This is a genomic window from Psychrobacter sp. AOP5-GZ1-6, from assembly GCF_052376345.1.
Lineage (GTDB): Bacteria > Pseudomonadota > Gammaproteobacteria > Pseudomonadales > Moraxellaceae > Psychrobacter.
Genome location: NZ_JBQSVP010000030.1, coordinates 16710 through 31596, shown reverse-complemented (window position 1 = coordinate 31596; position 14887 = coordinate 16710). Strand labels below are relative to the sequence as shown.

Annotated in this window: 13 protein-coding genes; 5 read left to right on the top strand and 8 right to left on the bottom strand. The window is 42.7% G+C overall.

Annotation, left to right across the window (positions count from 1 at the left end; genetic code table 11):
* Positions 1 to 209: 209 nt before the first annotated feature.
* Positions 210 to 1865: a chaperonin GroEL gene (groL, locus tag ACT3RN_RS06205; RefSeq protein ID WP_192517977.1), complete on the bottom strand. Its 1656-nt coding sequence runs from the start codon at positions 1863 to 1865 to the stop codon at positions 210 to 212.
* A 119-nt stretch (positions 1866 to 1984) separates the two neighbouring features.
* Entirely contained in the window at positions 1985 to 2275 is a 291-nt protein-coding gene (locus tag ACT3RN_RS06200) for a co-chaperone GroES (protein ID WP_192517978.1), read from the bottom strand.
* A 387-nt stretch (positions 2276 to 2662) separates the two neighbouring features.
* Between ACT3RN_RS06200 and ACT3RN_RS06195 the strand changes: the two genes are divergently transcribed.
* Positions 2663 to 3451, top strand: a complete 789-nt coding sequence (locus tag ACT3RN_RS06195) for a DUF3108 domain-containing protein (protein WP_192517979.1) — start codon at positions 2663 to 2665, stop codon at positions 3449 to 3451.
* 326 nt (positions 3452 to 3777) lie between these two features.
* Here the strand turns inward: ACT3RN_RS06195 and ACT3RN_RS06190 are convergent, their stop codons facing one another.
* Entirely contained in the window at positions 3778 to 4230 is a 453-nt protein-coding gene (locus ACT3RN_RS06190; protein WP_413038414.1) for a hypothetical protein, read from the bottom strand.
* 105 nt (positions 4231 to 4335) lie between these two features.
* The gene (gene wrbA, locus ACT3RN_RS06185; protein ID WP_192517981.1) at positions 4336 to 4953 is read right to left on the bottom strand and encodes an NAD(P)H:quinone oxidoreductase; all 618 of its coding nucleotides are present in this window, start codon (positions 4951 to 4953) and stop codon (positions 4336 to 4338) included.
* A 275-nt stretch (positions 4954 to 5228) separates the two neighbouring features.
* Between wrbA and ACT3RN_RS06180 the strand changes: the two genes are divergently transcribed.
* Both ACT3RN_RS06180 and ACT3RN_RS06175 read left to right on the top strand, forming a co-directional pair.
* Complete coding sequence (locus ACT3RN_RS06180; RefSeq protein WP_192517982.1) at positions 5229 to 6770, top strand: YihY/virulence factor BrkB family protein; 1542 nt, start codon at positions 5229 to 5231, stop codon at positions 6768 to 6770.
* 414 nt (positions 6771 to 7184) lie between these two features.
* Positions 7185 to 8459, top strand: a complete 1275-nt coding sequence (locus tag ACT3RN_RS06175) for a cation:proton antiporter (RefSeq protein ID WP_192517983.1) — start codon at positions 7185 to 7187, stop codon at positions 8457 to 8459.
* A 77-nt stretch (positions 8460 to 8536) separates the two neighbouring features.
* Here ACT3RN_RS06175 and ACT3RN_RS06170 read toward each other — a convergent pair whose 3' ends face one another.
* Genes ACT3RN_RS06170 through ACT3RN_RS06160 form a run of 3 tightly spaced genes read right to left on the bottom strand, consistent with a single transcriptional unit; the run spans position 8537 to position 11423 of the window.
* Complete coding sequence (locus ACT3RN_RS06170) at positions 8537 to 9085, bottom strand: DUF2127 domain-containing protein (RefSeq protein ID WP_225739042.1); 549 nt, start codon at positions 9083 to 9085, stop codon at positions 8537 to 8539.
* The gene (locus ACT3RN_RS06165) at positions 9078 to 10289 is read right to left on the bottom strand and encodes a dihydroorotase (RefSeq protein WP_192517985.1); all 1212 of its coding nucleotides are present in this window, start codon (positions 10287 to 10289) and stop codon (positions 9078 to 9080) included. Before ACT3RN_RS06165 ends, ACT3RN_RS06170 begins: the two co-directional genes overlap by 8 nt.
* Positions 10290 to 10349: 60 nt before the next feature.
* Complete coding sequence (locus ACT3RN_RS06160; protein ID WP_192517986.1) at positions 10350 to 11423, bottom strand: aspartate carbamoyltransferase catalytic subunit; 1074 nt, start codon at positions 11421 to 11423, stop codon at positions 10350 to 10352.
* A 375-nt stretch (positions 11424 to 11798) separates the two neighbouring features.
* On the opposite strand from ACT3RN_RS06160, the gene ACT3RN_RS06155 reads away from it, so the two are divergent.
* Positions 11799 to 12782, top strand: coding sequence for a class 1 fructose-bisphosphatase (locus ACT3RN_RS06155; protein ID WP_192517987.1), 984 nt, complete (start codon positions 11799 to 11801; stop codon positions 12780 to 12782).
* 102 nt (positions 12783 to 12884) lie between these two features.
* Positions 12885 to 13679, top strand: a complete 795-nt coding sequence (locus ACT3RN_RS06150) for a TrmH family RNA methyltransferase (protein ID WP_192517988.1) — start codon at positions 12885 to 12887, stop codon at positions 13677 to 13679.
* A gap of 210 nt (positions 13680 to 13889) precedes the next feature.
* Here the strand turns inward: ACT3RN_RS06150 and ACT3RN_RS06145 are convergent, their stop codons facing one another.
* Entirely contained in the window at positions 13890 to 14822 is a 933-nt protein-coding gene (locus tag ACT3RN_RS06145) for an FAD-binding protein (protein ID WP_192517989.1), read from the bottom strand.
* Positions 14823 to 14887 lie beyond the last annotated feature (65 nt).

Genomic DNA, 14887 nt, shown 5'->3' with positions numbered 1-14887 from the left:
TAATATTGTATTAAACACAAAAAAGCCCTGCTATCTTTCGATAGCAGAGCTTTTGGTAGTTCAAACACTTCCAAAGAATATTTACAACTTTAGTTAAAAGCGTCTTATGGGTTGACTAAAGAAGTACGACTAGGCAACCAAGTGAAGACTGTACTAATAGTACATCGAGCGAGGTTAACAACGTCGTACAAATTTAGTCGAGGCATAAGTTACATCATGCCGCCCATTCCACCCATACCGCCCATTCCACCAGCAGCACCGCCGCCCATAGCAGCCATGCCATCATCACTTTGTGGCAGATCAGTGATCATCACTTCGGTGGTTAGCATTAGACCTGCAACAGATGCAGCGTTTTCTAGTGCTGAACGTGATACTTTAGCAGGATCTAGGATACCCATTTCGAGCATATCAGCGTACTCACCAGTAGCAGCATTATAACCATAGTTGCCGCTGCCGTTTTTCACTTCGTTGACTACCACTGACGCTTCTTCGCCTGAGTTAGTCACGATTTGACGTAATGGTGCTTCCATCGCGCGACGTAAAATGTTGATACCTGCGTTTTGGTCGTCGTTGTCGCCTATCAACTCAGACAAAGCAGTCATGGCACGAACCAGAGCAACACCGCCGCCAGGTACAACGCCTTCTTCTACCGCTGCACGAGTTGCATGTAGCGCATCATCAACACGGTCTTTCTTCTCTTTCATTTCAGTTTCAGTCGCTGCGCCAACTTTGATAACAGCAACGCCGCCAGCCAATTTAGCCATGCGCTCTTGAAGCTTTTCTTTGTCATAGTCAGACGTTGATTCTTCAACTTGACGTTTGATAGAGTCAACACGGTTCTCGATATCAGCAGTGTTACCAGCGCCATCAACGATTACGGTGTTTTCTTTACCGACTGTCACTTTCTTAGCCGTACCTAGCTGCTCTAAAGTAGCAGTCTCTAGGCTTAGACCAATCTCTTCAGAGATGACCGTACCGCCAGTCAATGTTGCGATGTCTTCTAGCATTGCTTTACGACGATCGCCGAAACCTGGTGCTTTAACAGCACAAGTTTTTAAGCCGCCACGCATGTTGTTGACCACTAGCGTCGCCAATGCTTCGTTTTCTACATCTTCAGCGATGATTAGCAATGGTTTGCTCTGCTGCATTACTTGCTCGAGTAATGGCACGATTTCGCGGATGTTGCTGATTTTTTTGTCAACCAATAAGATATATGGGTTTTCAAACTCAGCAGTTAAGCTGTCTTGCTTGTTAGCGAAGTATGGGCTGATGTAACCACGGTCAAACTGCATACCTTCTACAACTTCTAGGGTATCTTCAAAGCTTGAACCTTCTTCAACAGTGATCACGCCTTGCTTACCGACTTTTTCCATCGCTTGAGCAATAAGCTCACCGATTTTGGTGTCTGAGTTAGCAGAGATAGAACCTACTTGAGCGATCGCTTTTGAGTCATCCGCTGGTGTAGATAGGTTATGAATCTCTTGAACCGCTGCACGTACCGCTTTATCGATACCACGCTTTAGATCCATTGGGTTCATGCCAGCAGCAACTGACTTCATGCCTTCTTGTAGAATTGACTGAGCCAATACAGTCGCAGTCGTCGTACCATCACCAGCGACATCATTTGTGCGGCTAGCCACTTCACGAACCAACTGTGCGCCCATGTTTTCGAATTTGTTTTCAAGTTCGATTTCTTTGGCAACTGATACACCATCTTTTGTGATCGTTGGCGCACCGAATGACTTGTCGATAACCACGTTGCGACCTTTAGGGCCTAGCGTTACTTTTACTGCGTTTGCTAAAACGTTTACGCCGTCCATCATTTGTTTACGGGCATCAATGCCGAATTTTACGTCTTTTGCCATGTTAAATTACTCCACTATTATAAGTATGAGAATATGATTGATTTGATATTTGCTAATCAAAAGTAGTTATTAGAAACTGTTATCAAAATGTGCTGAGTATAAAATGATACTCAAAAGGACTAACCTTCTAGCACACCCAATACATCAGACTCTTTCATAATCAATAGTTCTTCACCATCAGCTTTTACCGTTTGACCAGCATATTGACCGAACAAAACTTTGTCGCCAGCTTTTACATCTAACGCACGAATTTCACCGTTGTCACGAACCTGACCGTTACCCACTGCTAGCACTTCACCTTGTGATGGTTTTTCTTGTGCAGAACCAGGAAGTAAGATACCACCAGCAGTTTTTGTCTCTTCTTCTATACGGCGGACGACAATACGGTCATGTAAAGGACGAATGTTCATCGATATGACTCCAAAAGTTGGTTATTAAAATTAAGGGTTTATTTGAATTAATGGTCTCAATACCGATATCTGTAACAAGTGCCGCTAAAAGCAGCGTATTACAGATAAGCGTTGAGCTTGTATCAAAAAATGGGGGCAAGATGTATTCGCTTCAAGTGTAAATCCTAAAAATTTATAAGTATTTTCTAAGACATTTGAGTATGGCGGCATGAACTCAACGCGTTTTGATAGCAACATTAGATACAAGAGCAACACACCACTGGCAGCAACTACTCTTGAAAACGTAACAAGGTATGACCATTATAGTGTTTATAAAAATCTTAATATGATAAATAGAAATTGATATATCAACGATACTTGATCTAATATTTGACCTAAGGAACCTTTATGCGTTTTTCACTAACGAATAAAAACTCACGAATAGACAAATCTGACAATTTCAAAAACAGTAAGTCTAAAAAAAACGGCAAGTCTAAACTGTTAGCAGCGTTAACCTCAGGTGCTAGTATTGCTGCTATTAGCGCTGCCAGCATGGCGGCTCCCACTATTGCTAGCGCAAAAACCATCCAGCCTTCAAGTGCCAATTATAGCTTTACCGTAGAAGACAAATACAAAGGTACGGCGACTCGTACGCTAAGCAAATCAGGCAGCACATGGAAATACAATGTCAGTGCTCGCGTCGCTGGTGTGGCAAGTGCCTCACAAAACAGTACCTTTACCATTAACGGTAACAACGTCAGTCCAAGCAAAGCCAGTACTACTTATAAGCTATTAGGCATTGGTCGCACGCATAAGCTAGACTTTAACTCGAGCACTAAAAAGGTTGTGAGTAACTATAAAGGCAAATCAACGACTTTGAACATGTCGCAACAAGCCTTTGATGACTTGAGCCTTGAAGTACAGATTCGCCAAGATTTATTGAACGGTAAATTCTCTGGTAATTACTACATGGCGAAAAAAGACAAAATAGAAAAGACCCCATTCAAAAAATCTGGCAGCAGCAAAATCACCGTACCCGCTGGTACTTTTGATACAGTTCGTGTCGACCGTGTCCACGATGACAATAGCCGCTCTACCAGCTTTTGGTTAGCACCAAGCTTAGACTACTTACCAGTAAAAGTAAGTCAGGTAAATGATGGCAAGAAAATGGATTTAGAATTAACCAAGCTTAACTAAGCTAGTTGTTACTAGTCCATTCGTGGAACCCAAAGAAAGATCATAAAAAAGCGGCGCTCCGATATAGAGCGCCGCTTTTTTAGCTTTATACGATGGGTACTGGTATTTTTACTTTATACTGACAACTAATAAACTACACTTGGTAAGCGTTACTTGTTGAGCACTACTTATTGAATATAGTCGACCCACTATAAAATAAATACAGCGATATGGGTTACATTTTGCGCTGCCTCTGTCTGCGTAGGCACAGCAAGCAAGAAAAATGTAACCCATATCGCGTAGTTGCACCTCTTTTATTTAGGATTGACAATATTAGGAAAACTGACTCACTGACGAGGTTTTTTGACCACATTGTTCATCGAAGGCAGTCGTTTAAGTAAAATAAACAGCCAAAAATTGATAGACAGCAATAGCACAAAATCAATGATATAGACGGCTATCTCTGCCCAGCTACTACCGTAAGCTCTAGCAAACAATACCACTCCACTCCCACCTAGATAGACAAGTATAAACATACTGCTAATTAATAACGCATAAGGTGAGCGTCCACGTAATATCGATGGCGTCAAAATGAGTGCAGGGACTAGCCACAGCGCTTGCCATGCGACACCACCCACGATATCAGGGCTACTCGGGTTGAATACATTAATAAGTATAGGCAGCCCCAGCAATCGATAGGCGAGCCAAATCAGCCACGTCACCATCAAGCGCTGACGGATAGGTGCAATCGGTTTTTTTACTTTGACAGGCTTAGCAGTTTTTTTTGCTGGAGCAGTCATATTTGTCTCACTGTCGGAGCGGTTTGTAGCCATTAGATATATGTTTTTCCTAATTAATAGCGTTATATAGTCAGTGCTCTATGTGCTGCCTGCTATAAAAATCGCCTAGCGACGCCAGTTAGCTTGAGCCAATGCTTTGGCACTCACTGCCAGACGATGGCCTTGAGCAATTGCCAGCTCACTCTCATCGGCAGATACAGGTTGATCGTGTGCCGCACCACTGACGTGACTGGCTCCATAAGGCGACCCACCACGATGGGTACGGTTTAGCGCTGGCTCTGCATAAGGCAAGCCAACGATAATCATGCCATGATGCATCAATGGCAACATCATCGTGAGCAATGTCGTTTCTTGACCGCCATGCATCGAACCGGTCGCCGTAAATACTGAAGCTGGCTTGTTTTGTAAATCTCCTGCTAGCCAAATGGTCACAGTGTTGTCCCAAAAGTATTTCATGGGTGCTGCCATATTACCAAAGTGCGTTGGGCTACCAAGCGCCAGACCGCTACAGTTTTTTAGGTCATCCATGGTGCAATAAAGGTCACCGTCATCAGGTATGGCAGGCTTGCTAGATGTCGTCTCGGGCGCGACAGTTGGCACAGTACGAATACGTGCCGTCATACCAGCATCCTCAATACCTTGGGCGATAGCATATGCCAATGTCTTAGTCGTACCGTAGCTAGAATAATAAAGTACCAACACGTAAGGGGCAGTCTGACTCATTAGCAACACTTCCTCAGAAAATCATTAACGTTATGATTGATAGTAATAGCGTTTTTTGTGGTAGAGCCATTTATAGAGAATCATTCATAGCAAACCACTCATCACAAAAGCATCCACATTAATGCCACTATCAATATAGGTGCACATTATGCCCGAGTCATTCACTCACATGCAAACAACCTCACATTACATTGTAGCGGGTAACACTCTATATCAGTGGTAACCATAAATCTTTGTTACACTATTGTCACTACAATACCTGTTAGACGATAAATATGGAAAACTTAACAAAAAAAATCCCGTTTTTACAACAACGGTGGTTTCAGTTTTTGCGTTTTTTATTTGGGCATTTCTTTGAGGATAACTGCCAACAAAAAGCCGCCTCTCTAACCTATACCACCATGCTATCAATAGTGCCGATGTTGACGGTACTGTTGATGATTTTGTCTTCTGTACCCGCACTTGCTTCCGTCAGAGCACAGATATATAACGTGATTTATAGCAACTTGCTACCACAATCTAGCATGCAGGTTAGCGAATACATCAACAATTTTGCTGAAAAATCCTCTAACTTAACGGTCATTGGTGCGATGGTGTTGTTTTTTACGACAATCATGACGTTGACGACTATTGAACGTGCTTTCAACCAGATTTGGCGAGTAGAAAACCGCTCTGGTGGTTTAAAAAGCATGCTGCGCTACTGGACGATGGTGACACTAGGGCCGTTAGTATTAGGTACCGCTTTTATTGCCTCAAGTGCGGTTCAGAGCATGAGTTTCTTGAATCAACAGGTTGCAGGCTACGGTATTGACTGGTCCATTTGGGTTCGAGGTGTCACCATCGGTATCACCGTTGCAGGGTTCATCGGTATGTACTGGTTCATTCCGAAAGCACGCGTACCAGCGAAAAGCGCGGCAATAGCAGGTGTATTGGTAGCCATCATTTTTGAATTGATGAAATACCTATTTGGTACTGTTATGGCAAACTTTACCAGTTATGAAGCCATTTACGGAGCGTTTGCGGCACTGCCGATATTCTTACTTTGGATTTATCTATCATGGAATTTGATTTTATTGGGTGTTGAAATTAGTTATACCCTGACTATTTTTGAGACCGAAGAAATTTGTCCACGCCACCCGTTGCTAAGCTTGCTAGACATGCTTAATCTAGTATACACCTACCATTTAAAAGGAGAAGCTGTCAGTGAACGGGCACTGCGCAGCATACTGGGACGCAAAGAGCTGCCCAAATGGTATACCTATATTAACTACTTACAGAGCAGCAATCTCATCATTATGACCGAAGATAACGACTATGTTCTCAAAAAAGACTTGAGTACCATGACGTTGTGGGATTTTTATCGCACGCTACCCTACCCCCTACCCATCAAAGATGAATTTGAAGGGATGAGTCTAGAAGATCAAACACCTTGGTTTAGCTTACTAATAGATCGTTTTGAGCATACAGAGGCTTATGCTAAACAGCAACTAGACTTGCCGTTGAGCCTTATTTTTGCAAATGCTGAACCACGCAAAAAAACCTCTGCCAATAAAGAAAACTTTAAAGGTCATGACCCCCATTTATTTAGAAAAACTACCGCTACTACAACAGATCAATGGGCAAAGGAGTATTCAGGTAAGGAAAAAACTCCACACTTTGAGCCTATGCCCTATGACAAAAACAGTGACATAACAGTCGATGACCATCACAATGAAACTCTCACTCCTCAAGATATAAATGATGATGTTGTAGTGGATAACCAACACTCTAATCATAAGAGAGATATCATTACTGAAGCTGACAACCCTGTGAGCTAAACAACGCTGCGGGCCAAACACAGTCAAACGCTTATCCATCCGCTATAGTCAAAGCACTATAAAATAGGACAGTCAAAGAGCTCTAAAATGGGTACAAAGCTGCCAACTGCAAATTATATAAGTAGTACATCTTAAGGATAGCCAACGCGATAGTGGTTTAATTGTTCGCTGACTATACATCGTCATCCTTGTGCGGGGTACTACTTGTCCTGTTTATACTTTGACTATATTAGTGTGCTTGATAGATATGTCCATCAATCCCTGTCATCACCATTAAAAAACCTTGTCCCCACCCATAAATTTGATACCCATTACTGGTATTAAAGCGATAAAATAGTAATAAAATAATCAATCCGTCTTAATGCTCATAAGCATCAAGCGTAAGCCTTTTAATCCTCACTTGAGACCCTTTTCATGACTTCTACAAGCAACCTCACCGTACTGGAAATCAGTGCAATATTTTTGTCTATCACGGCTTTACTCACTTATATCAATCATCGTTTTATCGGTCTACCGACCACGATTGGCGTGATGGTTATCTCTATTGTTTTATCTATCGGTGCGATATTTTTGGGATTTTTAGGATTTGATCAGCTTATTGATTATGAAGTGAGCTTGTTAGAGCAGCTCGATTTTACCGAGGTATTATTAGATGGCATGCTTTCTATGCTGCTATTCGCAGGTGCGCTTCATGTCAATATTGGTGATTTGAAACGCTATAAACTACCGATTGGTATTCTTGCCTGTGTGGGTACTATTGTCTCGGCGATGCTTATTGCCTCTGCACTATACTTTATGTTGCCGCTACTTGGTTTCGGCTTACCGTTTCTTTGGTGCTTATTGTTTGGTGCACTCATATCACCGACTGACCCTATTGCTGTAATGGGTATTCTGTCGTCAGCAGGTGCGCCAAAAAGTATAGAAACGGTCATCGCTGGTGAGTCATTATTTAATGATGGTATCGGTGTGGTTATCTTTGTGCTATTACTTGGTATTTTATCTAGTGGTGACATCCCAACGGCCGACTACGTGGCACATACCTTAGCTGTGGAAGCAGGTGGCGGTATTGTCTTTGGCTTAGTACTTGGGGCGATTTTGTATTATATGCTCAAGAGTATCGACAGCTATCAAGAAGAAGTATTATTAACACTTGCAGGCGTGATAGGTGGTTATGCATTGGCCAGTCATTGGCATCTATCAGGACCACTCGCGATGGTGATGATGGGGTTAATGGTTGGTAATCGCGGGCGTGCCTTCGCTATGAGCGATAAGACCCGTCATTATATTGATTTGTTTTGGGAATTGATTGATGAGATTTTGAACGCTATTTTATTCGTACTGATCGGTCTAGAAGTGGTAATGATTGCCTATTCTGGTAATTTATTTATTGCAGCTGGTTTAACGATTGTCATTGCCTTGCTTGCTCGGTTTATCGTCGTGGGTATGACCACGAAAACCTTCCATCGTCAGCTTGATTTGCCGACGGGTGCATGGAAAGTACTGACATGGGGCGGATTACGTGGTGGTATCTCCGTTGCTTTAGTCTTGCAACTCCCCATTGGCAACGAGCGTGACATCTTATTGGCGCTCACTTATGCGGTGGTGATTTTCTCTATTTTGGTACAGGGTCTGAGCGTTGGCAAAGTCGCTAAGAGCATTCGTACTGACAAAAAGATTTTAGATGCATAGACAGTAAATACGCTTTATAAAAAATCCAGCATAAGAAATCTATCTTATGCTGGATTTTTTATAAATATTTTAAGACTTTATATCAAGCCTTTTCGTTTCATATTACGATAAACCACGATAACAATCAAAATATTAGATACCAATATGATTAGTTTAAACCAATCAAATGGTCGGACTATTAGATAGTACAGCTCAATCGGAATAAATATCCCATAACCCAATACACCAAACCAATATGCCCAAGTTTTATCTTGCCATAAACCATAAGCCTCAAGAAATCGTAAGCTGGCATAAGCAAAAATTATTAATAAAAATAATGACCAATTTTTACTTGCCTGCTGAGTAATGCGGACTGCGCTATCAATTTGCGGTGCAAATAGATGACCAAAGCTGTGCTGCCACGAGACTGCTAGCGTCTTAAACCAATGCACTATATCCCTATGCCATAACCACAACGCAACAGCACCCAACAAAGCACCCGCACCTTTGACTATCTCATAAATTGCTACCGCTCGGATAGACTCACTAGAAGTACTGTGTCGTTTGTCTGGTTGGTCAACTAAGTCGGTAACGCAATCCTTCGAGGATGGCGGCCGACTGTCATCCTGTTGCGGTAAATTAACCAAAGAAAGTCTCCACAACGCGTCCTTGCAGTTGCTGATTAAAAAACGGCGTGTTTTTACCATTCGATAACATCGATTGTGCAGTCACCTGCCATGTTAGATTTGGGTCAACCAATACTGCACCGCCAATGCTTTCATACTGCTCGCTAATACCTGCTATTTTTGCCGGATTGAGACAGATTTTATCTACCAATTGCTCTAACGTCAGCACCTCATCATGTACCAACTGACAGGCTAACGCCATGAATGTATCAAAATTTGAGATGCCTGGTGTGCTCTCAGCAAATGGTGCTTTTTTCGCTGTACTGTTCAGTGGCTCATGATGACTACAAATCGCATCAATCGTGCCATCTTTTAAGCCACGGCGGATGGCTTGTTGATCAGTATTACTACGCAGAGGTGGCAACACATATGCTTGAGCGTTGAAGCCTTCCAAATTATCATCGGTTAAATACAGTTGGTGCATCGCTACATCACAAGTCACTGGTAGCCCCTTGTCTTTCGCCCAGCGCATCAGCTCTATTGAAGACTTGCAAGACAGCTGACTGAAGTGAGCTGCTATCCCCGTTTCTTCAACCATCAATAACTGGGTAGACAAGGCAACTGTTTCCGCAATCCATGGAATACCTTGTAGTCCATGATATGAAGCGATATAACCTTCGTGCGCCACTCCATCTCCAGACAGGCTTGCCTCATCAGGATAAAAGAACACTTTCATGCCAAAAGTTGCAGCATACTCTAATGTACGTAATAGCACTAAGTCATTACGAAAAGGTCTGCGTGCGTTAGAGACTGCTATACAGCCACCTTTCTTTAATCCTGCAATATTAGATGGACGCTCACCCTCTAGCCCCGCAGTCAACGCACCTAATACATGCAAATGAATGCCACCATCTTCAAGCGCACGCTCACGCAACCCTTTGAGTAGCGAGCCATTTTCTAAAATAGGGTTTGTATCAGGTGGAACCACCACATGCAAAAAACCATTACCACGAGCAGCACTACCTTCTGATTTAAGCGTGCCGTGCTGCTGTTGCCCTGGCTCACGTAAGCGTGCGCATAGATCAACCAACGGTGGCAGCAACCACATCTCACGTTCAGCCTCAAGAGAGGCTAGCTTATCAGTCACTGCACTTGGTAATGCATTTTTAATGGTGTTAGGAAGGTGGTCAAGTACCGGTGCATCAGTGTTTATCATATTGGACATGAGCGTTATTACCGTATCAATAAAATGAAATAATGAAGAATAAAATAGCGTGAGAGAATATTATTTGCTAGCAGCTTGATGAGCACGTTGACCTGCCATCGCAAGTGACAATACCGCCATACGAATAGCAATGCCATTATTTACCTGCTTTAAAATCACAGACTGTGCGCCATCAGCCACGCTTGAAGCGATCTCAACACCGCGGTTCATTGGTCCTGGGTGCATAACCAATGCATCAGGTTTAGCAAGTGCCACGCGCTCTGGTGTAATACCATAATGCTTATAATATTCACTTGACGATGCTAGCAATGGTGAGCCAATACGCTCATTTTGAATCCTCAGTCCCATAATGACATCACAGTCAGTCACACACTCATTCATATCTTCATAAACCTTCACACCAAAACGTTCAATACCTTTAGGCAATAAAGTGCGCGGCGCACAGACACGAATGTCTTTAACCCCCAAAGTCTGTAGCGCACTGATATCAGAGCGTGCGACCCGAGAATGCTTTATATCACCGACGATAGCCACTGATAGCTCTTCAAAGGGGCGCGGTGCTTCACGGTGAATCGTCAGCATATCAAGCATGCCTTGCGTTGGATGGGCATGCCAGCCATCACCGCCATTAATAATGGCAATATTAGGAGTCACTTCAGTCGCCATAAAATGAGCAGCGCCTGATGCTGAATGCCGTACCACAAAAATATCCGCAGTCATGGCTTGCAAGTTCCACAAAGTATCACGTAGGCTCTCGCCTTTTTTGGTGCTAGAGCGTTCGATGTCGATATTCAGCACGTTGGCACCCAGACGTTTTTCCGCCACTTCAAAAGTCGTGCGTGTACGTGTTGACGGCTCAAAAAATAAATTCATCACCGTACAGCCTTCTAACTCAGGACGGTTGATCAGTTGCCCATTATCATCAAAAAACGTCTCTGCTTTTGCAATAATTGCTTGTAACTGTTCTTTATTAAGACCTTCCACACCCAAAAAATGACGGATACTACCATCAGTATTGAGCTGAGGACGACTCAGTGAGGTATTGAGCTTTTGGTGAATGGTATTGGGATCGAATTTTGCGTAGTCAGTTGGTGAGATCGTATGTATTGCGCTGCTATCGATAGAATTTGACATAAGGGCGAGTCTTTATTATGAGTTTATGTGAGTCTATATTAATCATTTATTCATTTTTGTTCGAGCATTTATCGTGGATATACATAGATACAAGGACATTCTGATGCTTATTTGCTACAATTTACCCCAATAGCACAAGTCCTATAAAACAAAATTATCAGCCTGCTAGACAATATTAATCGCGTTGTAGTGACTACTGCTGCAAACAAGCTTAGCAAAAACATCAATGAATAATACATATAGTGTAGCTGATTTTATGGTCAGGACAAAGACACGGTATCGCTATTTAAAATTTTATCAATTTAAAATACGCTGCACACTCTCTGCTCTTTTATGCTCAATACTCTTTATCAAACTCGTTTATTAGGAAGCTTTATGACGACCTTAGCAAATTATCTAGACAATCATGCCACCACGCCCGCACTCAATGATGTCATTACGACTGTTACTAATGTCGGTAAGACCATTTCACAACTGCTTAGAAAAGGAGCCTTAGCAGATATCTTAGGCGAAGCTGGTAATCAAAACATCCAAGGTGAAGATCAAAAAAAACTAGACGTACTGGCCAATGATTTATTATTAGATGCCCTAGCAAAAAACACACATTGTGCGGGTGTTGCATCAGAAGAGCTAGACAATGCCACCCCTGCCAATGCAGACGGTAGTTTATTAGTATTGTTTGATCCACTTGATGGTTCGTCAAATATTGACATCAATATGGCTGTTGGTACTATCTTTTCTGTCTTACCTTATCAGCGCCAAGGTCAAACTAGCGAAAACAGTGATTTCTTGCAAGCAGGCAATCAACAACTGGCCGCAGGTTATTTACTATATAGCACCTCTACCGTACTTGCGCTAACGATAACTGACCACGTCGTGATGTTTAGTTTGGATCCTGATACAGGGGATTATGTGCTCATAGAAGACAATGTGCAAATTGATGCCGATACCAGTGAATATGCTATCAATGCCTCAAACTACCGTTATTGGCGCGCACCGATGCAACAGTATATCGATGAGCTGATCGCTGGTGAAGCGGGCGTACGTGGTCGCGATTTCAATACGCGCTGGGTCGCTGCTATGGTAGGTGATGTACATCGCATCTTATGCCGCGGCGGTCTATTTACTTATCCATTTGATACCAAATACGCTCACAAAGCAGGAAAGTTACGGTTGATGTATGAAGCCAATCCAATGAGTCTATTGATTGAACGTGCTGGCGGCGGTGCTACCGATGCCGTTAATCGTATTTTAGATATTGATCCGACTGATATTCATCAACGTGTTCCTGTGGTGCTCGGTAGCAAAAACGAAGTCGATTACGTTAAAGATTTACATGTAAATTATACTGACAAATAAGTCAGCCTAACCAATCTAAAAACAATCAGTATAAAACTTACTATCGATGTCGTTATATACTGATTGTTTACACTCTCTATATTTTTTTCTAAGTGAACTACTATGGTAGCAAACCCCACCGAGCTGATTACCTCAGATAAAAATACAACGGTCAAGCTGGTTAAGGCGTTATTGACACAAGCACGCCAGCGTAAAAAAAACGGCCAGACAGTCATCGAAGGTGTCCATCTCATCGATGCTGCGCTGCGTAGCGACTATCCATTCGCTCAAATACTACTGGCTGAATCAGCATATAATCATTCTGAAGTGCAGCAGGTATTGTCTCGCCTACCGACCTATACACCTATTTTGACGCTTTCAGATTCGCTCTATAGCAGTATTCGAAGCTTAGGTACCGGCATCGATATTATGGCAGTCATCAAGGTACCTGAGCCTAGCTTGACCATGATTAATGAGGACTGCTTAATCCTAAATGACGTGCAAGACAGCGGCAATGTTGGCACGCTACTACGTACAGCAGCAGCTGTTGGTATTCGAAACATCCTATGTACCAGTGCTACCGCTCAAGCTTGGTCACCTAAAACATTGCGAGCAGGTATGGGGGCACAGTTTGCACTAACTATTTATGAAGGCTTGAGTACTCAGGATATTCTAGATCAAGTACAAGTACCACTTTTGGCGACTAGCTCGCATACAGACACTTTAATTTATGATCATAATCTATCTGCACCTGTGGCTTGGATTATGGGTCATGAAGGTCAAGGCGTCTGCGATGAATTAATGCAGTGCGCCACACCCATTGCGCTGCCGCAGCCCAATGGGCAAGAAAGTCTAAACGTAGCCATTGCAGGCTCCTTATGTCTGTATGAGACCTTGCGTCAAAGAAACTACTCTTAGCATTCATGTGCAACTAACATTAAAGCCTTATCATCTATTAAGCAACAAAAAACCCACTATCAACTGATAGTGGGTTTCTTATTATTCACCTACTACTGATAATAGTCAAAGAAGTCTAAAACAGATACAAGGCAGCCGACTGCAGATTGTACAAATAGTACATCTAAGAAGGGTAAAGCCGTAGCGGTTTAGTAGTTCTTTGAATATACATTAAACCTTACTAGTAAGCTCAGGCAATGCATCAAACAAATCAGCTTCTAAAAAGTAATCTGCAACGCTAGCGATAGGTGCTTCTGGGTCATTATTGATAGCAACGATGACTTTAGAGTCTTTCATACCCGCTAAATGCTGAATAGCACCTGAAATACCTGCTGCGATATATAGATCTGGCGCAACGATTTTACCTGTTTGACCAACTTGCATATCGTTTGGTACGTAGCCTGCATCAACTGCAGCACGTGATGCACCAACAGCAGCACCAAGTTTGTCAGCCAATGGCTCGATGTATTTAGTGAAGTTCTCACCATTTGCTAACGCACGACCACCAGAAACCACAATACTGGCTGATGTCAATTCTGGACGATCAGACTTAGCCATTTCTTCATTTACAAAACTTGATTTACCAAGCTCTTTAACCGTATCAAGCGCCTCAACAGTCGCCGTACCACCTTCGCTTGCAACTGGATCAAAGGCTGTAGTACGTACAGTCAATACTACTTTATCTTCTGTAGTCTTAACCGTTGCTGTCGCATTACCTGCATAGATAGGACGCTCAAACGTTTGCGCATCTACCACACCTGAAACTTCAGACAACATGCTTACATCAAGTAAAGCTGCAACGCGTGGCATGAAGTTTTTGCCAGTAGTGGTCGCAGCCGCTATGATATGGCTATAATCGCCAGCGACATCAGCAACCAATAATGCGATATTACCCGCCAACTGATGCTCATAAGCAGCGTTGTCAGCCAATAGTACTTTAGTCACGCCTTCCGCTTTAGCCGCTTCATCAGCCGCTGCTTGTGCAGCATTACCGGCAACCAATACATGGATGTCATCGCCTATTTGCTTAGCAGCAGCGATGGTGTTCAAAGTTGCCTTTTTTAGACTGGCATTGTCATGTTCTGCATATACCAAAATTGCCATGGTTCTAATCCTTTTTTATTCGTATCGTCTATTCACGTCATGATGTTGTCTGTGTACAAAGTTGC